Below are 25,616 nucleotides of genomic sequence, written 5' to 3'. Positions count from 1 at the left end.
AGTCAGGTTCCCTGTTCGCCCGTTTTCAAGTCAGCATCTTTACCTTGCGGGCTTTAAGCCAACACAAACCATCGAGGATCAAGAATGCAGTCAAGCTGATTCCCATTAGTGGCAGGCTAAATGCCAGCAATAAGGTGAGAATAAGGCAGAGGATTTTACTGATCAGTGATAAGCGCCCCAGTGAGGACATCAGCGAACCTTGTATTGGGAAACGCTGGTGTTTGGGCCGACGTCGCCACCACATGCAATAGCCCATGATAATAGTGCTGCACAATCCAATACCAAAAAATATCAGTACAAGTTGGTTGGCAGCACCAAACAGGATGCCCATATGAGCATCAATACCCCAGCGAATTAATTTTGCAACTAGCGGGAATTGGTCAAAATTCAACTGATCCACTACCTGCATGGTTTTGATATTAAAGGCTCGCGCGTCAACCTGAGTTGGCCAGCTACGATCGACTTCTGTCACCGTCCAGGCATGATTATCGCTGCTACCTGGCCGAATCTCGACCTTGGCGGCGTCAATGCCTGCCAATCGAGCCTGTTCTAATACGGCGTCATAACGCCAAAGTTGGTAGGATGGCATTGCCATACCGGGGGCGTGGGCAGCACAGTGCGGGGCGTGAGTGTCATCGGCGCCAGGCATTTTTGACGTTAATGCGGTGTTCAATGATGGCGTTTTCCACGCCAGTGTGGTGCGCAATACCGAGATATTATCCCCTGCCCATTTTGACCAGGTAAGACCCGTCACTGAAATAAACAGTAGCAGAGGTAATAACGTCAGGCCGATGATCATATGGCGGTGACGATTGGTTTTTTTTGTTGTGGCGGTAGACTTTTTCTTGCGTCGTTGCGCCGCCCACATCATTACACCACCTAATGCCGCTACCCACATCCATGATGCGGCCAATTCACTGTAATTTCTTCCCAGACTGCCAAACAATGCGCCACTGTGTAACTTATCCAGCCAGGTTCGCAAAGGCAAGGAGCCGCTGGAACCATAAACCGGCATATCACCCAATACACTCAGGGTGACAGGATCGATAAATATCGCCCGGCTTTCACCGGTATTAAGCCCTGATGCTGCGAACATGACGCGAGTACTTTCACCACTGGCCGGCGCTGGGCGAACAGCAATAATCTGCGCACTTTTCCCCACGGTATCTTGTGCAGCAGTAATTTGCTGCATCAAGGGATAAGCCTTACCTTCACTGCCAGGGTAAAGCTGTTCTGCATACAGGTTTTTTTCGATGTTGGGGGCAATGACATACCAGGTACCACTTAATGCGGCAAAAAAGATAAATGGCGCAATAAAAAGGCCAATATAAAAGTGTAAACGTGTGACCAGAGCTAGCCATGCGGCGCGGCTTGAGGTGGCAATTAAACTCATAAAGTTTCCGGTAGCGTTAATAATGTTAATAACCCGTCTTTTATTTATCCTTAAAACGGGTGAGGCAGGGTTTCCCCTGCCTCTTGTCATCATGCAGTATTAATTTTCTTAATTAGCACGCGCCTTTATCTTCCCAAACTTTACCCCAGCCAGAACCATTACCTGTGGCATCTGTTACTGCTGCATCGCCAGGTACGGAACTCTTATCAGCCCACCATTTGCTCATATAGATGCGGCCATTATGCGTGACGGTATCTTTGGCATTGTAAGTTGATTTATTGCTCCAGGCTGGTGCGGAACATTGCTTGTTAGCGCCGTCTACTTCTGGTTTAGCTTCAGGTTTAACTTCTGGTTTGGCGGTTTCAATTGCGCCTTTAACCATAAAGTCGATACTTTGCTGCTGAGCTTTACCCTGTGCATCGGTACCAATGATAACCAGTGTATGTTTGCCTGCTTTCAGATCAGTCATCGCCATAGACATATGCTTGGCGCTATCTTCCAGAGTGATATCTTCATAACCTTTACGTTCGTTATCAGGTGCGATAACTTCAGCGGTCAGATCCATCTTGCCGGTGGCTTTCAGATCGAAATGAATGGTCAAAGCACCTGCGGCCATTTGATACTCTTTTTTCATACCGCTGGCAGAGAAGCTGGCCTGCACTTGTGTACCGGCATCAACCTGAGCTTTTTCGATCTGGGTTTCAACCCGCACCACTTCGCTGTTGCTATTGATATAAACCGCATTGGTGCCATGGGTAGCCGCGACCTTACCGGAAGCATCTTTATTACCCGCACGCAGATCCTTGTGAGTATTGTTGACTTTGGTGGCCAGTGCGTAAGCCCAGTTGTTTTTCTTGCCTTCTTTCTCATCGGCAATGGTGACTGCCACAGCCAGATCGTTACGCTCACCTTGCTTGTCGAACATACGCAATTTCACGCTGTCACCGACGCTCAAATCGTTATGCGGTTCGATGCTGCCGACTTTAGTAGCCCATTCGGAAATGACCACTTCGCCGGATGCATTATCGAATTCTGCATCGATCATTTGATAGAAGGTACCAGGGGTATCGGAAACATCCCATGCGCCGTAAATAACCTGGTAACCAGTTCGCTCAGGGATATCACATTCATGAGTGGTGGAACCGGTTGTTGACGCCGGGCCACCTGGGATCACGCAGAATGGAGTCAGATCGAATGAGTCACGTGTCAGTGGTTGGTTAGGATTCCAATCCTGTTTGGTCATGTAATACTTGAAGTCACTAATAGGGTGTGCGGCAGTGAACTTCCACTTAAATTCCTGAGGGCCAGCTTGCATTTTGACTTTATGCCAACGAGTTGCAGTTTGCTGGTTCAAATTGACACTCACCCAGTTGTCTCCACTGGCCAGTTTACCGTCTTCAGGACCTTTCTCTGGGAAACCATCGGCAGTTTCGCCGGAGCTTTGTGGTTCATACTGTACCCCACCACAATCTTTATTCATGTTTTTGCCATCTACGTGGCACAGGAAGTTACGTGATGGTGGGTTCTCAATGAAGCCATGTGCCATTGCGCCACCGCTAATCGACATAACTACCATCGCTAACATAATTTTATTCAATTTCATGTTTTATTCCTTTCCTATTATATAAATAACTTCCATTGAATGATTTCATCGGAGTCGTATTCTTTTGGGGTTGAAGACAATTCTTTCTGCTAACAGATACGTTGTTATCAAATGATGTTGTCGACAGAACAAAACATAGATGAATTACAGAGGATATTGAAACTTTTTGTCATTATAAAAAGTAAATAATAATAATTGAATTTTTTGGAATGAATTTTAATGAATTTTTCCAGTAAAATCATGATGGTGGTGCGATGGTTGTGCGATATGGTCAGATGTTTTCTTTTATCTTACTAATATGGAATTAACCTATTCCAAAATTAGAAAAGGCTTATTTCTGGGTAATAAGGAAGTAATGGTGTTCTGGATTTATCGGCTAGTTTAAAATTATTAATTCCTTATTATTGACGAGTTAAAAAATGTTATTCGCTATTCGTAAATTATCTTGGTTGTTACCGTTAGTCCTGCTGACGGGTTGTCAACAGCCGATCAGTAAAGTGGCTCAACCGACGGCCCAGCAGCAAATTAAACAATTGTCGGCTTTGGTGGCTGGCGCGCATTATCTACAGAAGGATTGTCAGCGCACCGATGTTCCCGATAAGGCGGTGTTGGTAAAAACGGCGCTAAAACTGGCGACTGCTCGTCACTGGGATACCCGTGCTCCGGCGTATAAATTACTTGGTGAGCATAGCCAAGAGCGTTATCTGGCGTTGGTGAAAGAAAATAGTGCTGAAAAGTCGTTGTGTACTGAGCTTGATTTATTGATGGTTGATTTTGTGGATGAGGCGCAGCGCAACCTAAACACTGGTGCGCCACGTTAGCGCCTCATAGTATTGTGAAATTTATTGGGTGTACTGTTGTAAGAATAAAAGCCAGCCACTAAATGCGAGAAACGGCCCGAATGGGAGTGCCGTACTTAGTGGCCGCTGCCTAAGCAAGCGGAAAACCAGCGCGAAAGCGATACCGGTCAGCGAAGCTGTGAGCAATAAAGAAGGCAGTGCCATCCATCCCAACCATGCCCCTAATGCAGCCAATAGTTTAAAATCCCCATAACCGAGAACTTCCCGTCGGGTGACCCACCAAAATGCCCAGTAAAGACACCATAAAATCAAATATCCACTTACGGCACCAATCACGGCATCACTTAAAAGTAATGTGTCATCGAACAGATGGAATAACAATCCGCTCCATAGCAGCGGCAATGTCAGGTTATCCGGCAGCAAAAAGTGATCAATATCGATCAGGGTAAGTGCTATCAACGTCCAACTGAGTAACAATGCAGCCAGTAATGGGCTACCAAATGGAATGACGGCGGCAATGAATAATGTCACCAACATGGTTATCACTTCGACCAATGGGTAGCGCATCGGGATTGAAATCCGGCAGTAGCGGCATAGCCCCTGTAACCATAACCAACTGAATAGCGGAATGTTATCTCGCCATTTCAATGGGGTTTGGCACTGAGGACAGTGGGAGTGAGGTAAGCAGAGGTTGAAGCCGTCCGGTTGCGTATCGGTTAACATCAGCGGTAGTCGATAGATGACCACATTGAGAAAACTGCCAACACACAGGCCAAGCAAGGCCAGACTACACCACCACAGCGGCCCGGTCGTTTGGAGAGCATAGAATATGTCCATCATATTGTTGTGGTCTCGACGCGTTGCAATACTAGGGTAATGATATGAACCCGCTTGGGATTGTCGGCATCAGCAACCAATTTTAGCTGGCTAGCCTGTAAACCATATTGCGCCTCCAACTGTTCCAACCAACTCAATAACTGAGAAAAAGGGAGAGTCAGAGGAGCCACAACGACCCGGTTCGCATTGGCTTCCAGCAAAGTTATCGTGATATTTTTTTGATGTGCACTTTCATGTAGCGCCCGATCTGCCGATAGTGTGTATTGCGGTGGCTGCTGCGCCTGCAAACTGCTGATTCGATCCTGTTGTTGCAGCAATGTGGCGAAATCACGCTGGGCGTTGTGTAGGTTTTGTGTGCTTTGGCGCTGATAATTTTCGAGTGGAGCAACAATACCTTGGCTAACTATTAGCCCGAGCAATACCAGGCCGCCGAGGGAAAAAATCAATTGCTCACGTTTACTGTAGTTCTGCCAGCGCTGTTTAATCTTTGTCATTATTGTTAGTTCCTTTGACGGTTAGCAGACTGTGCTGCTGATCCATTGGTTGGGTCGTTAAGTTGAGTTTGTTCGAGTTTTGACGCTGAATACGTGCCAGAAGTTCTGGTTCAGCGAGATTAAATGTTAAGGCTAGCGTTTCACTCTGCCATTCCATGGCTTGCGTTTTGACCCCTTTCAACGGCTGTAACGTGGGCATTGCCATTTTCAGTTGACTCAACAGGCCGGGGGGCGTGATACCGTTTTCCAATTGATGGATTTGCTGGGCGATCCCCTGCACCCACTGTTTGGGGGGCGTGCTACCAGGGAAATTTTGCTGATATAACTGATGTGTTTTTTGTTGTATTTGCTCGGCATGTTGCTGGGTGAGATAGCCATTTAACGCTGGCTCAGTGATAAAGGTCAGCAGATAACATGCTGCTAAAATGGCCAGCAATTTATTCCCTCGCGTTTTGGTTGTGCGGTGTGGGGTGAAATCACCATGCAGCAAGTTGATGTTATTTTTCTGCGCACCTTGAACCAACAGTGGCCAGATAGGTTGATCGCTTTTTTGCAACCATGTCGGCTCAGTTTCTGGACGTTGGCTATAACTTAAAATAGCGGGAATAGTGGGATAACGGCCGAGAATAAAACCCAGTTCTTCATCATCAGCAGCACTGAACCCTTGATCAGCCGATTGGCGTATTAGCCAGCTATTTTTAAAACGAGCGGCAGTCCAGCCAGCGGTTGGCACCGGTAGTGCCAGTACATCAGGTAATGCTCTTGAGGCTGTCAGGCCCGCGCTACGTAACCAGCCTAGCCACTGTTGTAATTGGCTTTTATCTATTGCCGCGACAGAGAACTGCGTTCCGTGGCGTTGCAGCACGGTGAGATGTAATTGTTCCACATCACCTGGGCAAAATGACTCCAGTTGCCAGGCCAGTGCCGCCAGGTGTTGTTGGCGATATTTACCGTTGAATGTCACCGGTTTGAACAGCATATTTCTTGCAGGAATCAATAACGTAATCTGGCTGGTGGCCGCCAGAGGTAGCAGTTCATGCAATACGGTTTCATCCGCCAATTCCCCTTGCTGCACATCCCCATGGCTGGGCTGGTGATACCAATGAACAGGCTGCCCCGTACTTTCAGCAAGCGAGATAAATAATTTGTCGCCAGATGTTTTATTTTTCTTTAATAACATAGATTTCATTTCAATCACTAAGACCGTATTGACGGGAAAGAACCTTAATAACCTTTCCATCTCGCTGGAATAGGCTGCGCATGCTGTTGTTTTGCTGATTGTCATCCAGCCATAACAACAACTCAAAGTAGTTGCTGGTTAGCGTAATGGCAGTTTTTGCCTTGGCAAACGAGGCATCGTTGTCTGCAATAAAGGATTTAATATCGTTGACGTTGTTCCAACCGTTGGTTGGGCGGCGCTCTATTAGTTGCTGCGCTTCCTCTAGCGACATTTCTCCCAGAAAAAGTGCGGCCAGAAGCGGTGCCTGATCGGTAGTTAACGTATTAATATTAATACGTAAATTTTGATTGGGTAGCGTGCAGATCAGCGGTTTTAAGCGCTGGAATAGGGCCTGACTGACACCGGGCAGCACTCTGAACTCGCTAATATTGAGCATCGGGCGGTTAGTCGGAACCAATATTGGGCGATGTTGCTGATACAGAGTAGCCTCACTTCCGGCCGTGATACGGGATATATCGTCCTTATCTAACCAGTCAGCCAGTGCAAAAGTGATTTTTTGTGCCTCAGTTGCATTTAACCCCTGTGCCAGCAACAGATGTTGAAAGACCTGTTGGGAATAGGGTGCTAATGGTTCTTCGGCTTCCGCTGCCTTCTCCCTTTCTTTTTTCTTTTCTTCTGTTTCTGGTTCTGTTTTTTTGCCAGTAACACCGCCCTGGCCGATGCCATTGAGATTAAAACAGGTTTGGCGATCCCGCAGGCTGAAACTGACCTGATTTCCATCCAGCGAGATTTGTTGAGTCGCGCGCGCCCAAGGCTGGCCCAGGTGAATTTTATCTGCGGGTAAGGGTGATAATTGCTGGTGCTGAACCACGGATTCCATGCTGAGCAGCAACCATTTACTTTGCTGATAAAATTGGCTGCTGGCGGCGCGATTAAACGCACGTAACCAGTGGTCATTCATACTGACGGCGGTAATGGTCATCATGGCGGTGATCATCAGAACCACTAGCAGGGCCATTCCGCGCTGGTGATTATTTTTCATGGTTCACCGTTAGAAAGAAAACTCGCTGTAAGTTACCGAAGTCGCCAGTTTCTAGCGTAACTTCAACCCCTTCAGGCAAGGTTCGGCTATTACTCCAGCTATCTTGCCAACGGCCCTGTGACCAAAAACGCAATTTGAAAGCCTTAATATCGTCCAGTGTGACACTCAGTTTAGGCCGCGCTTGCTGGCTATCAGGTTGGTGATGACTCAACCGCTCTAGCTTTCCCTGCTGAATATGCCAGGTCACTTTCTCCAGGCTGGATCGCTGTAGTAAGGCGGCAGGATTACGCCAGTTATCATGGACTAACGTCAGGTTGTGATTTTTGCCGGATCGCGACAGATGGAAATCATTAGCGGTGGATAATGAGGAAGGTGCTATTGGTCGAATCCGGGCATGGGAAATATCGCGTTCCATTAAGGTAAAGGCACGTTGAATGTCAGCCAGTCTGGTGGCATGTTGCTGCGTTAATTCGCTGTTACGCAGCACCGCTTGCAGCAATTGATAACCGGCCATGCTAAGGATGGAAAACAGAGCGATGGCCAGCATCATTTCTATCAGGGTGAACCCCTGCTGTTTGGCCTGACATAATTTAACCTGACTCATGGTTTTACCTGATAACTGCGTAGCTCGGCTAACGAGGCGCTATAGCGCTCGTCTTGACTGACTTCAATTTCCAGTGCACGGACTTTGGCATCCGATGTCGCGACACCGCGCCAACGCCAGTGCCAGGTGCTATCAGCCATGGTACTTTTACCCTCATGCCAACGCTCTGTCGGCCAGACATTTTGCAGTCGCAGGCTGACCAATTGGTTTTCAGCGACCCAGGCGGCAAATTGCTTCTTTTCAAGATGGCTGAGATTTCTGACCTGTTCACCGGTACTTTTAATGATGGCCAAACCCGCCAGCGCCAGCACCGCGAGGGCGACCAACACTTCCAATAACGTCATGCCACGGCAATTCATCAGGATTAATTCCCCTGCGTTTTGTTATACGAAAATGTCATGGGGCGTGATGACTCGGTATCAGACTGCACGCCTTGTGCAGTGATGCGCCGCGTCTGGCCCTCTTTCCCGCTTAACGTTAGCTCGAAGAGCGAACTCTCTCCGCCGGGGAAAAAAATAACTTTTGGCTCATTAATCAAGCCGTCATCACGCATACCGCTCAGTGGGATCGGTTGATCTTGTAAGGTCAGTTCAAGAGTCAGACCGTCAGGTAGCTGGCGCTGCTGTTTTAATTTCGCATCATTGATTGGGTGCCAGTAATGGTGTGGCCACAGGTAACTTTCCCCTTTGTTATGGGATTGGTTATTGAGTGTCATCAACTGCCATTTATCATGGGAAACAGACAGCCCGTACACTTTGCCATCCAGTTCAGCTTGATGTGCCGCCCATTGCAGTGCCACGGCCAACCGGTCGCTTTCCTGATTTATCTTGTCAGATGACGGAAAAGTGCCCAGCACCAGCTTGGCCATGCAGCCCAATAGCACCAGTACCAGCATGATTTCCATTAAGGTAAAGCCACGGCTGGCAGTTGTAGCTTTCAGCGACTGCATTAGGGGGTCTCCTCACCGTTAGCGCCGATATCCCAGTTGTTTATGTCATCTTCAGTCTGTGGCAACCCGTCGGGACCGACGGAATAGATATCAACTGCACCATGCTCACCAGGGCTGGTCAGTTGATAAGGGCTGCCCCACGGATCTGCTGGCAGGCGGCGAATATAGCCTTCGGCCCGGTAGCTTCTCGGTACGGGAGCCAGAGTCGGTTTCGTCACCAGTGCACTCAGACCCTGAGCGGTGGTGGGGTAGCGGCTATTATCTAGCTTGTACATATCCAGGGCGTTTTCCAGCGTAACCAGATCGCTGACCGCTTTTTGGTTATCTGCCCGGTCTTTGTTACCCATCAGGCTGGGAATGGTGAGGCTGGCGAGGACGCCAAGAATGACAATGACCACCATAATTTCCAGTAAGGTAAAGCCGCCTTGACGGTGTTTGCGCGTTAATTGGGTTGGTTGAGTTTTCATCAGTCAATATTCCTTAAATCGTCGATAATTCGGGGTTATCCCATCATGCTGTTGAGCTGCAAGATGGGTTGTAGAATGGCGAGAATAATAAACAGCACCACGGTGGCCATGGTGACCACCAGTAGTGGCTCAAACAGTGCCAGTGCGATGGTCATCCGGCTGACGAAGGCGTTTTCCTGAATGTCGGCGGCCCGTTCCAGCATGCTGTCCAACTCGCCACTGTTTTCTCCTGAGGTGATCATGTGGCGCATCATTGGCGACAAGAGGCCGGTATGTTCCAGCGCTGATGCCAGACGGCCGCCCTCGCGGACTTTTTCGCTGGCTTCAACTAATTGTTGGCGTGCATAGTTGTTAGCCAGAACTGAGGCACTGATATGCATGGCTTCCAGGAGCGGCACAGCACTGGCGTTGAGAATGCTCAGGGTGCGGGCATAACGGGCGAGATTGAGATCCAGCACCACCCGGCCGATCGACGGCAAATGCAGCATTTTTTTATGCCACCACATCAGGTTGTCAGCAGGTTTTAGCCATTGCCGTACCCCTAATGCCATCAGCAGCAACGCCAACAATGCCCACAGGCCAAAGTCGCGCAATGCATCACTGAGCGAAATAAGCAGGCGAGTGGAAAGCGGGAGAGCCTGTTGCATATGGATAAATTGCTCGATCACTTTAGGTACCACTGCGGTGAGTAGAATTGCCACTACTGCAATAGCTACCACCGTGAGCACCAGCGGGTAGATCATGGCCTGCAGCATTTTGCTTTTTAGCTTTTGGCTCTGTTCGGCATTATCTGCCAGCCGCAACAGCACTTTATCAAGGTGGCCCGACGCTTCACCGGCAGCGACCATGGTGCGAAATAGCGAGGTAAAGGTTTTAGGGAAGCTGGCGAGCGCATCAGCCAGCGGCAGACCTTCCAATATTTTATTACGCACTTGCTCCAACACTGCGCGATGGCGTGGTTTTTCACTCTGTTGCGCCAGAGCCAGCAAAGCTTCTTCCAGTGGTAACGCGGCGGCAACCAGCGTCGACAATTGGCGCGTCAGTAACACCAGATCATTGCCACCAATATTGTCCTGAGAGCGCCCAAGCGAGAGTGAAAATCCACGCGATGAGTTGCTTTCTGGCGTTAGGCTGATCGGTGTCAGTTGTTGCCCAAGCAATTGCGCCCGTGCCGCTCGAGGGGATTCGGCGCTCAGTGTGCCACGACATTTTTTGCCTTTATCGTTAACGGCCAAATATTGGTACTGGATCATGGTTCACTGGCTCTGGTGACACGTAAAACCTCTTCAAGGCTGGTGACCCCGGCGAGGACTTTCTCGAAACCGTCATGGCGAATGCTTTGGGTTTGCTGATGGAGTTTTTTTTCCAATTCGACTTCGCTACATCCCTGAGAAATGGCTTCGCGCAACGAATCCGTGACATGCATCAGCTCGTGTATGCCGGTACGGCCGCGATAGCCGGTGAAATTACACTGTTCGCAGCTGCCAGGGTGGTAAAGGCTGTGTATTCCGTTATCAACTGGGGTAAAGCCAAAGCGTTGTAATACGTCGGCGCTGACCTGTTCCTGCTTTTTACAGTGCTGGCAGAGTGTGCGCACCAGCCGTTGAGCCAGCACACCGATAAGGGAGCTGCCGAGCAAAAAGGGTTCTACGCCCATATCGCGCAAGCGCCCGACAGCGCCGCTGGCACTATTGGTGTGCAGAGTCGAGAGCACCAGATGTCCGGTGAGTGAAGCTTGCACAGCAATTTGTGCCGTTTCGGTATCGCGTATCTCACCTATCATCACCACATCAGGATCTTGGCGCAGGATCGCACGCAGACCTCGGGCGAAGGTCATGTCCACTTTGGCATTGACCTGAGTCTGACCAATATCATCGAGATCGTACTCGATCGGATCTTCGACCGTCATAATGTTGAGCGACTGGCTGTTGATTTGCTGAAGTGCAGCGTACAGCGTGGTACTTTTGCCTGACCCGGTGGGGCCAGTGACCAGAATAATCCCGTGAGGCTGTTTCAGAATCTCACTGAATAGTTCCTGTTTATCAGCGGCCATGCCTGAATGAGACAGGTCGAGGCGCATATTGTTTTTATCCAACAAACGCATAACTACACGTTCACCGTGGTTGGAGGGCAGGGTGGAAACACGGATATCAATCGCCCGACCAGCAATACGCAGAGAAATACGCCCATCCTGAGGCAAGCGTTTTTCGGCAATATCCAGCTTGGCCATCACTTTGATACGCGATACCAACAATGCAGCTAATTGACGTGGCGGCGAGAGGATTTGACGTAATTCGCCATCAATACGAAAACGAATCGCTAATTGGCGCTCAAAAGGTTCGACGTGAATATCTGATGCGCCTTCTTTGATAGCCTCACCCAGGATGGCGTTAATCAGGCGAATAATAGGCGCACCGTCATCGCTGTCGAGCAAGTCGTCGCTTTGTGGTAGTGCATCAGCCAATTGGCAAAAATCGATTTCGTTACCCAGATTCTCCATCATTTGGCGTGCTTGATCTGAGTCTTGCTGGTAATGCTCAACCATGCTGGACTCGAAAACCTCGTCACTGACAAATTGCAGCTGACCCAACGGCAGCATACGCCTGGCTTCCAGCAAAGCTTCCGGACTGGCAGACTGTCGAAATAACAGTTGTTCACCGTACACAGGGTGGTGCTGATGCAGCACCCCGTATTGTTGTACCCAGGCAAAAGGCAACTGTGGCTGTAGTGTTGCTGTCTGGCTCATCGTGCCCCCATGGTATAAAAGGCACTGATATCATTTTGTAATGCGTTTAGGGAATGGCCGGCAGACAGTGTTTTGTTCAGATTTTCATTGATACGTTGCCCGTTGGTGGTGCGTTCAATGTCTTGCTCTTGTTGAAATTTATCGAGTTTTTGTTTACTGGCATCAACATAGTCGCCTTGTTCACGAATAATTGTCGGACGGATAAACAGCATCAGGTTACGTTTCACCATTTTCTGAGATGTTGAACGGAACAGAAAACCAATGCCCGGAATATCGCCCAGCAGGGGAACTTTACTGGTGACATCATGGTTGGTGCTATCCAGCAACCCGCCAACCACCACAATGTTGTTGCTGCCAACCATCACCGCATTTTTGACCATGCGTGTATTGAAGGTGGCACCCAGATCACCGGTTCCTCCTGGCGCTTTCTCAGCCACACTGGAAACTTCCTGTTCAATCTCAAGCAACACCGAGTCGCCTTTATTGATTTGTGGTTTAACTTTCAGCTTGATACCGACACTTTTACGGTCTACCGTGCGGAAAATATTATCTCCGGTGGTGGTTTGCGAACCGCTCAAAACAGGAACTTCCTGACCGACACTGAATTCCGCTTCCATATTATCGAGCGTCACAATACTAGGGGTCGCCAAAATATCGTTCTGGCTATTGGTACGTAGCGCAGTAAACAGGCCGCTCCAGTTACCACGGTAAAAACCAGTGGCCAGACCGGTGATGCCTTTAAGTGAACTGCCCATATCATTAGAGGTGATGGAGCTGGCAGATGCGCCGTTTTCCGGGAAATTGCTGCCGCCGCCATTGCGATTAAACCATTGCACTCCCAGATTCAGCGCATCACTGTCCTGAACTTCAACAATGATGGCTTCGACCAGAACTTGCGCCCGGCGAATATCTAATTGATTAATCACTTGTTCGAGATCTCGTAGCAGATCAGGTGCAGCATTGATAATCAGGGAATTGGTTTGTGCATCAGCCTTAATAACTACGTTTTTCATCATCGCAACGGCGGGGGTAGCCTGGCCTTTACCGCCTTGCTGGTTGGTACTGACACCATTCAGTACGTCTAACAGGCTTTCTGCCTTGGCAAATTTGAGATAAATAACTTTGGTATTGCCGTGGATATCACCTTGTCTATCCAATTCTTGCACGGTGTCGATCATGCGCTTGCGTACTTGTTCTTCACCACCGATCAATACTGAGTTGGTGCGTTCGTCGGCTACAATGGTGGCAGACATTCTGCCACTGGTATTCTTTCCACTACTTTTATGCAGTGATTCCGCAATACGGGCCACCTCGGTGGCCGAGGCAAACTGTAATTTGATGGTTTCAACCGTTTGGTCGCCTGCTTTATCGACATTTTTGATAATGGCGACTAACTGATTGACTACTGCCGCGCGCCCGGTTAACAACAGGACATTTGACGGGTCATAATGAACAACAGTACCAAAGGCGGCATCATTCAGTTGGCGTAGCAGGGGAGCCAGCTCTTTGGCGGCAACGTTATGTAATGAAACTACACGCATGACTACTTCGTCGCCCTCTGCCGGGTTTTCGCCTTCAATTAAAGGGATGGCAGAACCTTTGGCATTTTTGGCTGGAATAATTTTGATCACATCACCGGGCATATTGACCACGGTAAAGCCATAAACTTCCAGGACACTCAGGAAGAAAGGATAGTAGCGTTCAGGTTCCAGCTCCTGATAGCTGCGCACGCTGATATTGCCTTTTACTGCCGGGTCGATAATGGCAGTTTTATTCAGGTTTTTACTGACGGTATTGATAAACTCATTAATATCAGTATTTTTGAAGTTAACAGAAAAAGTTTCAGCACTGGCCCGTGGTTGATATAGCGCAGTCATCAGCAATAGCATAATGACGCCAAAGGATACAATCCGCTGACTTAATGTGTTGATATTCTGATAATAATTTAATGTTACATCGCGATTAAATATCATTTTTTCATCTTTAATCTAATAATGAGGTAAGTTCTGCAGTTAGTTAAGGTTATTTCAATTAATTAACGCTTAATCTAACAACAGGGATTCGTAATAACCTTGGTGATTAAGGATGACGCGATCGTCAAATATTTTTATCACCACAGCATGATTCTCTGGCAGTTTTTCACCCTGGCTATATGAGCTTTGACGCTTGTTTTGCTCAATAATGGCAATGCTCTTCTCATGTATGCTACTGGTCAGTACACCCACCACACGGGCAGTCAGGCTGCTGCGTGGAGCATGAAACAATAACGGGTCATCTGCCGCTAAATAACCCACTCGATAGGGGTTATCTGCAGCATCTGTTGTTTCCGCTGAAAACAAATGTAGCCTTTTGAGTTCAGCAGTCTGATGCCCTTTAATGTTATTTTTATTTTTTTCTGGTACATATGTTTCTGAATTATCGGCTGCGGTAGATAACCAAAGTGGCAGCGGATGATGCTCAATACGCAGTAAAATCAAAATGACCAGCAGTAATGCCGCAACAATATTTCTTGTCGCAGCATTGCAATATTTTTCCAGGCCAAATGAGAGTAAATAATTTCGTATAATCAAGTTATGACCAGTTATGAAAATATAAATAATGAACGCCCAAAATTGACAATCCGCGTAATGGCCAAATTGACATTGCGTTTGGGTTCGATATCACTTGTCTTTTGTTCGTATTGTTCCACTGTGGTTTCAGATTGTGGATTTTTTACACTCACTAATCCCTCATTTAATTTAAGGCCATAATGCGGTACCGTGACAATCAGATCTCCAGTGATGTTATAGCGCTGTAATAATGCACGTAACTGGAATATCAGTTGATGATAGTTGTTATCACTGATTCGTTGATGATTTTCATACCAAACCAAATTAATGATCTTTCGCTTACAATTAATCTCTTTAAGTAAGGCAACCAGCAGCCTTTTTTGTCCCTCACTTAAGGCGATAGTCTGTTGGCTGGCATGGATGACCAACTTATTGATTGAACACTGTAATGTAAATATATCTTTATAAGTGAGAGTTTCATCGCTAAGTAATTGGATGCATTCTTCCCTATCTAACATGCTGTTATATCCTTGACCCGTGTATTCAATTTAATATTTTTCTGTTTTCACTAGAGTGACATTCTCTTAAGCACTTTTTTACCACTCAGCTCATGTTTAATGACAGCAGCTATGTGCAGTAGCACTAATGTAGCGAGTGTGGCGCAGGAAAGAATGTGAATAGTGTTGAATAGTTTGGTCACAGCAAGGTCATGAATAGGCTGTGGAATGATAAAGAGATTAAAAACGTTGATATCTCTTTCCATCATCAGAACTCCCGTTACCAGCACCACGGAAATATTTAGATAAAGAATGAAATGCACGGCATGAGCAATAAATCGGGTAAATCCATTGGGGTTAATATCCTCAGGTTTTTCTGATACCAGGTAGAAATAAATCCTAATGATGAACACAGGGATCAACAAGGTTGTCAGCGAAACATTAATAAATCCAGTTAGTGTCTTCAACTCAGGGGACACATCAAATAACCCGACATAAAAACCGGAAATTGTGGCCCAAATGATAACCAATGCAGAAACCCAGTGTAAAATCACTTGCTGCCAAGAATACTTTTTTTTCATTGTCATTTCCGATTTAAAAAATGCCGCTATACAAGCGGCAAACAAGGCGTTAACTACAGATATACGAATTAACTAAATTATATTTAGTTGTGCAGGCTATAAATGAATAATGTTAGAGGGTGTTATTCAATTCTTATTGGCTCTGCCGTATTTCAAACACAGTTTAAACAAGTTTGTTTTAAAATTGAATTAGGTGAACTCTCTAATGCTTGTGGGAGTTATCCTATAATTAAAATCGTTCAATAAATGACTAGATTGATATTGATTCGCTAGGAGGTGATAAAATACTAATATCGTATTTTGTCAAACTGATTTGCGTTGATTAGGCTTGCGACTAGTTTGGAAAACTTGTGAATTCTTGGCTAATTTTCAATACAAATGTTTGTTTTGAAGATGCTACATACCCTGAGTGTGGCATTTATTCATAAACAGCACTTTCATTTTTATCCCCCCGGCTAGTCGCAGGGGGTACTTATTTAGCTGTTATCTAGCAATGCATAAAACTGAGAGAGCGTTTGTTGCAGATGGGGCAAGCTCTCGGCATATTCCAGTGCCTCGCATAAGGCTACCTGCTCAGGGGTGCCAAACATCTGACACAATCCTAGCATTTTATGGCCGACCTGCTGCGCGGCCTCCAGATCACCCTCTTTGATCAACTCTTCAATACGGCTAAGATAATCACGAATACTGGCGTAAAATCGTGCGCTGAAAGTGGCATCAGTCATGCTCATTTTCCTTAGAAGCAAAATAGTCATGTATCAATTGCAGCCATTGTTCGCGTGCAACCGGTTTTTGTAGCAGGTAATCCATGCCGACTTCGCGGGCGCGCTGTGCATCCTCAGCTTTCAGTGAAGCTGACTGACCGATAACTAATACCGGCTCCGGTGTCTTCTGCATCAGTTTTCGCAGATGACGAACCAGTTCAAAGCCATCGCTCTCATCGAGCCGGCAATCTGTGACAATAATGGTATGGTGGTGTTGTAACCAGCTCTGATACGCTTGCTGCGTGTTTGCTACCGCATCTACTTGAAATCCCATGCTGCTAAACAGTTCATACTGAACTTCCAGCAGCAGTGGCTCATCCTCCACGACTAACAGACGCTGTGATTCTGTAATGGTGGCGGGTGAGTGTACCTCGGGATTTTCACGACTATTATCCAGCGCTTGATCCTCATTACATAAGTCGGTAATGGCAAGATAGAGTGCTGAGGCGTACACCGGGCGTGGGACAATCACTGAATCCCCTTGCTTATTGAACAGTTGCCAGTGGTTTTGCGCCAAATCCAGATGCAGTTCAATCTCTGGCCCACGGGCGGTGGCGGACAGCGAATCAACGGCAGAGTAATAGGGCAGCTCGTAGCCATCCAGGATCTGAGTAATTTCACCGCTGAGTGAGGACGTTATCTCTGTGGGAATAATGATATGCAGCCCTTCGGGCAGCGGATTTTCAATCGCATAATGAGCAGCAATAGCAGGTAGGGCAATAGTCACCCGCGAGCCAATTCCCGGTTGACTGGCAATGGCCAGATGCCCACCAATAAGATGCATATTTTTCTTGGCGACAAATAATCCCAGCCCGGTGCCCTTGGGTTGAGGAGTGTCGCTATCCGTGCGAGAGAGCTTACCTTGATAAAAGGGTTCTGAAAGGCGTGCCAGTACCTTGCTGGGGATCCCGGTGCCGGTATCGATCACCTCAATGCTGAACATATTCTTGCCGTCCATTTGCGGCAACGAACACTCGATCAATACCATACCGCCATGGGTGTGTTTGATAGCATTGCTGACAATATTATTTAGTGCCTGAGAGAGCAGGGTGCCATCAATTAGATGGGGTAAAAAAAACTGCTTTGACAGGTAGCGAACCTGAAGTGTAGTGCCGTGTGTTTCGGCAAAACTGGTAAACAGTTTGACTGTGGTATCGCACAATTCAGCCAGTAAATGTGGTTGTGGGTTTTGTGTTACTGAACCAGCATTGATTTTGGCGTTATCCAGTGACAGGTCAAGATTATCCAGTAATTCCCGCGTGACATGAATAACGTTAGCAAGCCTTTCCCGCTGGCTGGTCGAGGCTATTTTACCTACCAGTCCTTCGCAGGCGGTCAGAATACCAATTAGCGGTGTGCGTAATTCGTGCGCAATGACTGACAATTCCAGATTGTTTTTCGAACCCAGTTGGACAAGTTCCATTTTTAATCGCCGATAACGATAAAAAACGAATAACAACAAGCCCAATAAGGCGGTAGCCAATCCCCCGACATAGAAAGCCAGCGTGTTATCGCTCGGCAGCGGAATATTGTTGTCGCTAATAATCCATTTTGTTGTGAGTTCCGTTTGCTGTTTAGCGGGAATGGACGCGATGACTTTGTTAATAATGTCTATCAGGATCTGATCTTCGGGCCGCGCACTCATTACCAGGGAGATTTTGTTAGAGTGAGGGCGTGATACTTTTAACTGCCCTGGATATTTGACATTCATATAGTAGAGAGCAGTGGGCGAAAGGACGACTGCGGCTTCAGCCTGCCGGTTTATCACCTCACCAATTGTCTCTTCGGGAGAATAAACGATTTTGTAATGGACACCAGGAAATTGCTTGGTAAACCACTCAATCAGCGATAAGTAATCGATGATGGCAACATACCCTTCCGTAACGTCGTCCGGGGTAACGATATGACGCGTGGCTTTGCGGGTGACAGTCACCGGCCAGGTGGAAAAAATAGGCACGCTACTGGTCAGGTTATTGGCCTTGGCAAAGGCGCTGGAAGTGCTGGTGAGTAATGAGATCTTACCGCGTTCCAGATTTGCAATAGATTCATCGTCGTCGCTAGTTAGCACCGGCTTAAAGTGTATACCGGTGGCTGCGGCAATTAAGTCAATATAATCCCGCGTTAATCCAATATGCTCACCGTTACTATTAAAGGTTTCAATTGGATAAGAGTTTGGAAAAATACCGTAGTTCACCACTGGGTGAGTTTTAATATAATCCAACTCTTGTGGTGAAAAATTGATGGTATCGGCGGCATAAACTGCAATTGACGACAGCAGGGTAACGACCAATGCCAGATATAATTTAGAGAGAAATTTCATGAGCATATTTAAAGAAATCAGTGTTTGAAGTCAGCCCCAGTTTTTTGAAAGCACGCGTTTTCGTGTTGGATACCGTTTTAAAACTGATATTAAGGCGCACACTGATTTCTTTCTGCTTCAGACCATTGAGTAGCATCCGCAGCACTTCGGTTTCACGCCCGGTTAAAGTATGGTGTGTATTTTGCTCTGTGGGTTGAGACAGTGCTGCCAGCTCAATCGGAAAGAATTTTTTACCTCGGGCGACATACGAGATAGCAAAAAACAGCTCCTGAATATCGCTGCTCTTTTGCACAAATCCCCACGCTCCTGCTTTCCAGGCGAGACGTGCTACCGCCAGACTTTTATGGGCGGTATGCACAATGATTTTTAATGCGGGGCGCAACTGAAGAAGGCGCTTGATGAGCCCTGCGCCATCCTGGGATAGTGATGCATCCTCGTTCTCGTCTATATCACCCGTTGCGAGTGAATAATCCAGTAACAGTACTTCAATCTCTGGGTTGCTTTCTAGTAGCGTAATGAGCTCGGTTGTATTGCTGACACAACCGACGACCTGTAGGGAAAAGTCACTGTAAATAAGCTGGAGTTCTGGTTCTTTGTGATGATAAGGATATTTCTTTAAGATCTCCATCAATGCAAGGCGGCTGAAGGGTTCGTCTTCGATCATTGCTATATTTAGCGTTTTCGTTTGCGTCATAAAGGCCTCGGTCAAGTGAGGCAAGTGCTAACTGTCATTCACTGTCAGTAATAACTTTTCACCTGATTGACGTAGGAGCGGCGTGAGTTTATCACTCATCATAATCAATTCACCCTCTTTCTCTACCCTTACACTGATATTAAGAGGCTGCGAAGAGAATGATAACTCATTCGGCAGTTGCAAGCGAAATGGAATTGTAAGACTTTTTGTTTGAGTCACAAAACTATACTCATGAAGCGTAAACTCCTTCTCTCCAGAGGCCTTATTCTGGGAAAATGAGAGCGTAATTTTAACATTTTCAGGTATAATCTTATTAGTACTACGAATATTTCCTAGAATGTAGTCCCCATTATAATTACGACTATTATCGGCTGGGAGAGTACAGCCGGATAAAACCAGCGACAGAAGTAAAATTAAACAATAAGAATAACTTTTTATGCAAGTATTAAAAATAGATTTCATCGTATTATCCTGCGGCAAAAATATAAAAATAAGAACAGGTCGCGGCAACAGCCAGCGTACAGGTTGTAATGACGGCATCAATGATGCCCTTCTGGTGCACAACTTTATTCTGCACCGGGGCTACCGATGCAGGCTCTGCGGCAACCGCTTGTATAGTTCCTGTATATGAAATACCAATTCTTGGTAAGGTGGCTATCAGGGTTTCATCCAGATTAGCTTTCTTAAATGAACAGCGTAATTGTCTCACCAGCTTATAATAACTGCTCTCAGTCACAATAACGCCGCGCTTTTCCCAAATTGCGTACATGACTTCTCTTTTGCTACAGGTTTTATCCAGCAGCATTTTCAACAGACATGACTCACTTTCTGAAAGTACCACGACAGTTTCTTGTTGGGTCAAGGTTCTCTTCCAGGAATTAAAAATAACACCTTCACTTAAAATAATGTTGGCTGGGGTCAGGTCATTATTGGTATTGGTCATAATATTTTCGCCTTCGTAAAAGATTAACTAAGTTCAAGGCGTGTTTTATACCTTCTCCTTAAACGGTTCTCAACGGCGGAAAGGCTAATATGGGTATATTAAAGAATACTCTCCATGCGTTTGGAGAGTGCTCTCTGTGTGTTTGGGGATTTTGCTTCTTTTTGGCGATAAATATTAAAATGTGGAGGAAGATCTTAATAGTGACGCGTTCCTTTGGGCAAAATCAGGGCCGGAACTGACGATTTTCATAATTTTACTGGCGTACTTATCCCTATAATGGGCAGTTTCTGAATGATACGCACCTACAGCACGCCAGCTATAGCCATGTTTCTTAAACTTCTGGCTCAGCAAATAGGCCCCTGCCTCAATATTGGTGCAGGGGTGCATTAACGCCTGTTTATCTTTGATGATCCCTTGGGATTTTAGCGGATCAATATTAACGGTATTAATCTGCATCAGGCCATAATCATGGCTGCCATTTTTGTTCGTATTACGGGCGTCCGGTTGGCCACCCGATTCATGAAGAATAATCGCTTCGAGAATAATTTCTGGCACATCCCAGCGTATCGCCGCATTCGATAAACACGAGGCTTGGGCTGCAACAGGAGTGAGAAGCAGCATAATTGATAAATAATAAATAACAGTTTTCATAGGGATATACTTTTAAATTTCGTCTGACTCTGCGTCATCTTCATCAGGGGCTTTGCCCATTTTGGAGAAGACTTCTTCTTTCATTTGGTTTAAGAGCATGCCATTGCCAATATACATCGCATAAGTCGGATTAAACTTTTCTTTCAGTAAAGTTTCATCTCCCGGTACTTCGGATTGCTTGATGGTTTCGTTCAGTCCAATAAGGAATCTTTCACGTTCTGTTGACGACAAACTGATTAGCTTTCTATTGAGCATGCCGAACAGCGCCTTCTTTTCTTCCTTATTTTGCATGTCCGTGGTGCGCATCTTTTCGATAAATTCATCAATTGCCGCTTGCTCCTTGGTTGAAAGTTGTAGCCCTGGTTCCTTTTTCTCTGTAGCGGGGGAGGTTCCACCTGGGCTGGCCTGCCATGCTTGTGCCACTCGCTGCTGTACAGTGTTAGGAACTGATTTAGTGTCCGTGATTGCTGCTGTCATTTTCAGCGCAGATTGAATCATCGAAATTGTCATGTGTTTCTCCTGATTGACTGAATTGTTCGGAAAATTTTTGATACAACGCCTTTTTGGACTGCAAAATAGAGCAGCGCGCTGGCAGGGAGAAGATATGCGGCAACGTTCGTTGTGCCGCACTCTGTGGCGAGAAATGGAGGATTTCATTATTGACCTCCAGCGCAATACTCTCCTCCGTGCCACCAACCACACTGATATGCTGAATTTTCGCCAGCGCAGGTTTTAACTTTTTCAACAGTGAAGGGGGCAGGTGCATCTGAATTTGTGTGGATTCAGAATGTTGCCGAATAAAGTGTTCACTGATAATTTCATACATCCGTGGGTCACCAAACATCTCCTCCAACTGAGTCTGCAAGCGGGCTTCACTGCTCGCTACTGCCTGTTGATATTGGCGCTGGCTAGATTCCAACCCAAGTAAGAGGTCGGCTAGCAGTTTTTGCAGCCCATCCTGATAACCTTGCTGGTAAGCAATACGCTGTATTTCCTCTGCTTCTTGTTGAGCCTGCTGACAGTATTCCGTGGCCTGTTTTCTGGCCTGTGCTGTCACTATTTTTTGATAGCGGCTCGCTTTCATGGCTTGATGCTTAATCAGCACCTTTTCAACTGCGGTTTGCCGGATATCCGGCTCAGATTGTTGTGACATAGCGGCAGGCTCCTTCTATCACATTCCACGGAAGGGCATTTTTCACTGGCGCTTCCATTAATTGTCGGGTTATGGCACTGAACATATAACTGGCGCGGATGGTATAGACGCGACCAAAGGGGGCCAGACCTGTCAGTAATTGGGCCGCACCTGTCGCCAGCAAAGTTTGCGGCGATAAGGGGATTTCCTGCGGTTGGCGGAAATTAACATTCACGCGTTGATGCAGCTGCGCATATTGAGATGTTTCCACCCACCACGGCAGTGGCGCTGGGTGCAACAGCACCCCCAGCGCCCAGGCAACCTTGGGTAATTGCGACCAATGCTCAACAATAAAATCGGGCAACGGCAGCGTATTTCGATCAGGCATCGGCAGTTGATATTGCGTCAGCAAGCGCTGATTATGGGCTTGCTGCAACACCTGAGGTAGGGCGGGATAATCAATACCGCTGTGCTCCGCGTGAAAGTAACCACCCGGTGCCAGCAAGATTTGATGCTGGCAAGCGAAACTCAACCTACCGGGATGGGCTGTCATGGTTTCAGCTCCGTGCTGTCCGACGGTGTTTCTTTCTTACTGCTTTGTTGCCTGCGACGCCAAAGTAATAACATGGCACCGGCAGCGGTCATCAGAGCGGCAGCAATGCCAATCAATAACACCGGTGGGACTGGGAACTCTGGCTCATTTTTGACCTGACGCTGTAATGGTGGGCGCTCAACTACCACTACCGAAACATTGTCAAAGCTGGCCTCGGCAAAACTGTTGGTGAGAAATAACTTAATTTTGCTCATCATCAGCTTAGGGTCTTCATTGCCGGAATAAGTTACCAGGCTCGAAACCTGCTGTGGCTCTTTGACTCGATTATTACCATTTAAAGGATAACTGACATGGACTCTGGCATTTACTACGCCAGGAATGGTCAGTAGCGATTGTTCCAGCCGTTGTTCAATTAAGGAGAGTAGACGAGAGCGTTCCGCCTGCGGTGATGCCACCAATGAATCTCCTGGGAACGCCTGAATAATTTCCACTGACTCTTTAGAAGGCAGGTTGTACAGACGTAGCAAATCCACTGCGGTAACAAAATCACTGCGCGCGACCTTAATGGAATTACCCAGTTTGCCATTTTCCCTGCGTGTACCTTCCACGCCATTTTCCTGTAGAACAGCCAGAACTTCATTGCTCTGGCGCTGGCTAAGTTCGGTGAGCAGCACCTGATTATCACAACCAGACAGCAGACAGAAAGTACTTATCAGCAGAAGTTTTGTCAGCTTATTCATGATTTACTGCGCTTTTAAGACAGAGTCGATGGCAGAGGCACCCTTATGGGTTAGCGTACTGATCAAATTGATGCTAAGACTATAATTACCTATCCGATGTTGTAATTGTAATAACTCATCGGGGTTACTTACATCAACAGTGTTTGCTTTATTGGTAATAGCGGCTTTCTCCTGGCTGGCATTAACGCTGTAGTTGGCAAACATATTTCTAACTCGATCTTCTACCGAACCACTCGGCGCTATTGCCGGAATATTTTGTTCTACCATCGGCTGAACAGCCGGAGAGATATTAATAAACATTGACATAAACTATCCTTAATAATTCCGTAATATCACTGTGAGTGGTATTACGGAATAATAATATTACACGTTACGAATAATCGCCATAGCAGTATCTCTAGTCGATTTTCCTAGGTTAGATTGTAGTTGGCGCGAAGCGTTGTAATTTCCATTAAGAGCAGCGACTTTCGCCAATGTCAGAGGGTTATCCAGTTCCGCAGTAGTCTCAAGAGTTGTTTTCAGTTCGTCAGCTATTGACTTAATTGTACCATTCATTAAACCACCGACCCGGTATGCCATTCCCCATTTTGAATTGGTACCAGGTATTTCATATGCACTGGCTTCCCAGCTACCGGTAGACAAAATCCCTTCAATTGCGGGCATAATATATATCCTCGTTATTTAGTGTTGGTTTTAAAATGTCACTGGATTAAAGTACCAGTGGTTATTATCCAGCAGAACATAGCCGTTCGGATTATTAACGAGCGACTTTCCTGCCAGATGATTCGTACTCAAAGAGATAGAGAACTGTATATGACGGACTCCATATCTCTTTGTGAAATGTTTGGAAAAATCTATTGCCGACAGCGCCTGCTTATCGTTAAGGCTGGCATTAATAATAAAAACAGAGGTTCCGCTTTTATTATTTATCCGCCAGGGCACATTACTTTCTGTCAGACCTTGTTCCGCTTTGTGCATCAATTCGGTTGCGGTGTAACTCTCTAACTGACTTTTTACTGGGCAACCGAGAAAACCAGTCAATGTCTGCTTAACCAGCTTATTATCGGGTGCGGGATAATCGCCCTTCAACCAGCGAATTACCGGCTGACAAGGAAGGGTTAAATCCACTTTCAACAGACCCGGTAATTTCTTGCCCAGCTCAGTTTCTATCTCTTCTTCCAGCTCGGTGATTTTTTTCAATATCACCGGTTCTTGATAATGTTCCCGCAGTAAACGCTGGGTGCTCCAGTCCAAATCACGCTGTGTTCTGACCAGCACCAGGCTCTGACCATTGCCAGTGGTGGTGACTGTCAACGGTGAGCTGCTGCCCTGCAACAACGTCTCCAGTGTCTTGACCTGGCGTGCTTCACTGTTGTAGTTAACCAACTTCCAACCAATGACAGTAGCGAGTACGGCCAGCATAATTCCGGCCACATAAACCGGATTAAACTTACGCTCTACTGATGAACTGAGGCGGACATCACTGACTGCACTTTCCACATCGGCTGTTTGCAGGTTAAGAGCCGAACTCTCTTCACTATTCCACGGAGTGTTCAGCATTTTGATCACTACCGGAAACTGTTCGGCCAGCATCACTTCCTGAAATACCACCGGCTGTTTAATATCAGGGCAATCACCACTTAGGGTGAGATACCACTGCCCCATGTTCTCTGCTTCAGGCGCTGAAATTGCGTCATCGTCACAGACAAGGGCTAATTCATAATTGCCTTGCTCACCAGGTACATAATAGGTGGTGAAACCATCGTTATCTGTTTCTGTTGCATAACTTTGCTCAGGGCCAATAACTATCCGGTGGTTGCCCGCTTTGAGCATTAATTCATTACCGCTTAGAGGCCCACTGGCAATCCTCATTATCAAGACGCGGTTGTCTGTGTCTCCCATAATATTTTCTCGTTGAACCAAATTGGCGCTAAGTAAAGCCGAGTACGAATTTTTTGTCAGCGGAATTGACCGGACTATTTCTTACTGGGGGGATTTCTAATGCGAGTAATGGCTATTCCGAGTGATTCCGTTTAATAAATCGACGTCATCGTTCATTGTGTTGCAACTCAAATAA

The 25,616-nt window shown here is 46.7% G+C and carries 30 protein-coding genes; 1 reads left to right on the top strand and 29 read right to left on the bottom strand.

Annotation, left to right across the window (positions count from 1 at the left end; translation table 11 throughout):
- Nucleotides 1-25: 25 nt before the first annotated feature.
- On the bottom strand, nt 26-1,393 hold the full coding sequence (locus tag HU019_RS08290; RefSeq protein WP_174847889.1) for a PepSY-associated TM helix domain-containing protein: 1,368 nt from the start codon (nt 1,391-1,393) through the stop codon (nt 26-28).
- A 112-nt stretch (nt 1,394-1,505) separates the two neighbouring features.
- Nucleotides 1,506-2,996 carry an N-acetylglucosamine-binding protein GbpA gene (gene gbpA / locus HU019_RS08285; protein ID WP_174847888.1) on the bottom strand — a complete coding sequence of 497 codons (1,491 nt, stop codon included), beginning with the start codon at nt 2,994-2,996 and terminating at the stop codon, nt 1,506-1,508.
- A 419-nt stretch (nt 2,997-3,415) separates the two neighbouring features.
- Here gbpA and gspS point away from each other — a divergent pair, with 419 nt between their 5' ends.
- Entirely contained in the window at nt 3,416-3,817 is a 402-nt protein-coding gene (gspS, locus tag HU019_RS08280; protein WP_174847887.1) for a type II secretion system pilot lipoprotein GspS, read from the top strand.
- 21 nt (nt 3,818-3,838) lie between these two features.
- Here the strand turns inward: gspS and HU019_RS08275 are convergent, their stop codons facing one another.
- The 27 genes from HU019_RS08275 to HU019_RS08145 form a co-directional block, all read right to left on the bottom strand.
- Entirely contained in the window at nt 3,839-4,636 is a 798-nt protein-coding gene (locus HU019_RS08275) for a prepilin peptidase (RefSeq protein WP_174847886.1), read from the bottom strand.
- Nucleotides 4,633-5,127, bottom strand: coding sequence for a type II secretion system protein GspM (gspM, locus tag HU019_RS08270; RefSeq protein WP_174847885.1), 495 nt, complete (start codon nt 5,125-5,127; stop codon nt 4,633-4,635). The genes HU019_RS08275 and gspM overlap by 4 nt, the downstream gene beginning before the upstream one ends.
- Complete coding sequence (gene gspL / locus HU019_RS08265; RefSeq protein ID WP_227739356.1) at nt 5,114-6,307, bottom strand: type II secretion system protein GspL; 1,194 nt, start codon at nt 6,305-6,307, stop codon at nt 5,114-5,116. The genes gspM and gspL overlap by 14 nt, the downstream gene beginning before the upstream one ends.
- Before the next feature lie 10 nt (nt 6,308-6,317).
- Nucleotides 6,318-7,349, bottom strand: a complete 1,032-nt coding sequence (gspK, locus tag HU019_RS08260) for a type II secretion system minor pseudopilin GspK (protein ID WP_174847883.1) — start codon at nt 7,347-7,349, stop codon at nt 6,318-6,320.
- On the bottom strand, nt 7,339-7,953 hold the full coding sequence (gene gspJ, locus HU019_RS08255) for a type II secretion system minor pseudopilin GspJ (protein ID WP_174847882.1): 615 nt from the start codon (nt 7,951-7,953) through the stop codon (nt 7,339-7,341). Before gspJ ends, gspK begins: the two co-directional genes overlap by 11 nt.
- The gene (gene gspI / locus HU019_RS08250) at nt 7,950-8,312 is read right to left on the bottom strand and encodes a type II secretion system minor pseudopilin GspI (protein WP_174847881.1); all 363 of its coding nucleotides are present in this window, start codon (nt 8,310-8,312) and stop codon (nt 7,950-7,952) included. Before gspI ends, gspJ begins: the two co-directional genes overlap by 4 nt.
- A gap of 5 nt (nt 8,313-8,317) precedes the next feature.
- Nucleotides 8,318-8,902 carry a type II secretion system minor pseudopilin GspH gene (gene gspH / locus HU019_RS08245; protein ID WP_174847880.1) on the bottom strand — a complete coding sequence of 195 codons (585 nt, stop codon included), beginning with the start codon at nt 8,900-8,902 and terminating at the stop codon, nt 8,318-8,320.
- The gene (gene gspG, locus HU019_RS08240) at nt 8,902-9,369 is read right to left on the bottom strand and encodes a type II secretion system major pseudopilin GspG (protein WP_174847879.1); all 468 of its coding nucleotides are present in this window, start codon (nt 9,367-9,369) and stop codon (nt 8,902-8,904) included. The genes gspH and gspG overlap by 1 nt, the downstream gene beginning before the upstream one ends.
- Before the next feature lie 35 nt (nt 9,370-9,404).
- Nucleotides 9,405-10,622, bottom strand: a complete 1,218-nt coding sequence (gene gspF / locus HU019_RS08235; protein WP_174847878.1) for a type II secretion system inner membrane protein GspF — start codon at nt 10,620-10,622, stop codon at nt 9,405-9,407.
- Nucleotides 10,619-12,115, bottom strand: a complete 1,497-nt coding sequence (gspE, locus tag HU019_RS08230; protein WP_174847877.1) for a type II secretion system ATPase GspE — start codon at nt 12,113-12,115, stop codon at nt 10,619-10,621. The genes gspF and gspE overlap by 4 nt, the downstream gene beginning before the upstream one ends.
- The gene (gene gspD, locus HU019_RS08225) at nt 12,112-14,004 is read right to left on the bottom strand and encodes a type II secretion system secretin GspD (protein WP_227739365.1); all 1,893 of its coding nucleotides are present in this window, start codon (nt 14,002-14,004) and stop codon (nt 12,112-12,114) included. Before gspD ends, gspE begins: the two co-directional genes overlap by 4 nt.
- A 153-nt stretch (nt 14,005-14,157) precedes the next feature.
- Nucleotides 14,158-14,685, bottom strand: coding sequence for a type II secretion system protein N (locus tag HU019_RS08220; protein ID WP_227739358.1), 528 nt, complete (start codon nt 14,683-14,685; stop codon nt 14,158-14,160).
- 11 nt (nt 14,686-14,696) lie between these two features.
- Nucleotides 14,697-15,182 carry a winged helix-turn-helix domain-containing protein gene (locus HU019_RS08215; protein ID WP_174847875.1) on the bottom strand — a complete coding sequence of 162 codons (486 nt, stop codon included), beginning with the start codon at nt 15,180-15,182 and terminating at the stop codon, nt 14,697-14,699.
- 50 nt (nt 15,183-15,232) lie between these two features.
- Nucleotides 15,233-15,742, bottom strand: a complete 510-nt coding sequence (locus HU019_RS08210) for a cytochrome b (protein ID WP_174847874.1) — start codon at nt 15,740-15,742, stop codon at nt 15,233-15,235.
- A 476-nt stretch (nt 15,743-16,218) separates the two neighbouring features.
- Nucleotides 16,219-16,467, bottom strand: a complete 249-nt coding sequence (locus HU019_RS08205) for an Hpt domain-containing protein (RefSeq protein ID WP_174847873.1) — start codon at nt 16,465-16,467, stop codon at nt 16,219-16,221.
- Nucleotides 16,460-18,826, bottom strand: a complete 2,367-nt coding sequence (locus HU019_RS08200; RefSeq protein ID WP_174847907.1) for an ATP-binding protein — start codon at nt 18,824-18,826, stop codon at nt 16,460-16,462. Before HU019_RS08200 ends, HU019_RS08205 begins: the two co-directional genes overlap by 8 nt.
- Nucleotides 18,810-19,520 (bottom strand): response regulator transcription factor, encoded by a 711-nt coding sequence (locus HU019_RS08195; protein ID WP_174847872.1) that lies wholly within the window; start codon nt 19,518-19,520, stop codon nt 18,810-18,812. The genes HU019_RS08200 and HU019_RS08195 overlap by 17 nt, the downstream gene beginning before the upstream one ends.
- A 27-nt stretch (nt 19,521-19,547) precedes the next feature.
- Nucleotides 19,548-19,982 (bottom strand): hypothetical protein, encoded by a 435-nt coding sequence (locus tag HU019_RS08190; RefSeq protein ID WP_174847871.1) that lies wholly within the window; start codon nt 19,980-19,982, stop codon nt 19,548-19,550.
- Between the two features lie 4 nt (nt 19,983-19,986).
- The gene (locus HU019_RS08185; RefSeq protein ID WP_174847870.1) at nt 19,987-20,463 is read right to left on the bottom strand and encodes a winged helix-turn-helix domain-containing protein; all 477 of its coding nucleotides are present in this window, start codon (nt 20,461-20,463) and stop codon (nt 19,987-19,989) included.
- Between the two features lie 174 nt (nt 20,464-20,637).
- Nucleotides 20,638-21,114: a lytic transglycosylase domain-containing protein gene (locus HU019_RS08180; protein ID WP_174847869.1), complete on the bottom strand. Its 477-nt coding sequence runs from the start codon at nt 21,112-21,114 to the stop codon at nt 20,638-20,640.
- 12 nt (nt 21,115-21,126) lie between these two features.
- Nucleotides 21,127-21,624, bottom strand: a complete 498-nt coding sequence (locus tag HU019_RS08175; RefSeq protein ID WP_227739359.1) for a hypothetical protein — start codon at nt 21,622-21,624, stop codon at nt 21,127-21,129.
- Nucleotides 21,566-22,267 (bottom strand): HrpE/YscL family type III secretion apparatus protein, encoded by a 702-nt coding sequence (locus HU019_RS08170; protein WP_174847868.1) that lies wholly within the window; start codon nt 22,265-22,267, stop codon nt 21,566-21,568. Before HU019_RS08170 ends, HU019_RS08175 begins: the two co-directional genes overlap by 59 nt.
- Complete coding sequence (locus HU019_RS08165; RefSeq protein ID WP_174847867.1) at nt 22,251-22,799, bottom strand: hypothetical protein; 549 nt, start codon at nt 22,797-22,799, stop codon at nt 22,251-22,253. Before HU019_RS08165 ends, HU019_RS08170 begins: the two co-directional genes overlap by 17 nt.
- Nucleotides 22,796-23,539 (bottom strand): type III secretion system inner membrane ring lipoprotein SctJ, encoded by a 744-nt coding sequence (sctJ, locus tag HU019_RS08160; protein ID WP_174847866.1) that lies wholly within the window; start codon nt 23,537-23,539, stop codon nt 22,796-22,798. Before sctJ ends, HU019_RS08165 begins: the two co-directional genes overlap by 4 nt.
- A 3-nt stretch (nt 23,540-23,542) precedes the next feature.
- Complete coding sequence (gene sctI, locus HU019_RS08155) at nt 23,543-23,845, bottom strand: type III secretion system inner rod subunit SctI (RefSeq protein WP_227739361.1); 303 nt, start codon at nt 23,843-23,845, stop codon at nt 23,543-23,545.
- Nucleotides 23,846-23,902: 57 nt separating this feature from the next.
- Entirely contained in the window at nt 23,903-24,202 is a 300-nt protein-coding gene (locus HU019_RS08150; RefSeq protein ID WP_174847865.1) for a type III secretion apparatus needle protein, read from the bottom strand.
- A gap of 30 nt (nt 24,203-24,232) precedes the next feature.
- Nucleotides 24,233-25,441 (bottom strand): PrgH/EprH family type III secretion apparatus protein, encoded by a 1,209-nt coding sequence (locus tag HU019_RS08145; protein WP_227739363.1) that lies wholly within the window; start codon nt 25,439-25,441, stop codon nt 24,233-24,235.
- Nucleotides 25,442-25,616: the final 175 nt, after the last annotated feature.

The organism is Yersinia artesiana, assembly GCF_902726545.1.
GTDB classification, from domain to species: domain Bacteria; phylum Pseudomonadota; class Gammaproteobacteria; order Enterobacterales; family Enterobacteriaceae; genus Yersinia; species Yersinia artesiana.
This window is presented reverse-complemented; position numbering and strand designations above follow the sequence as displayed.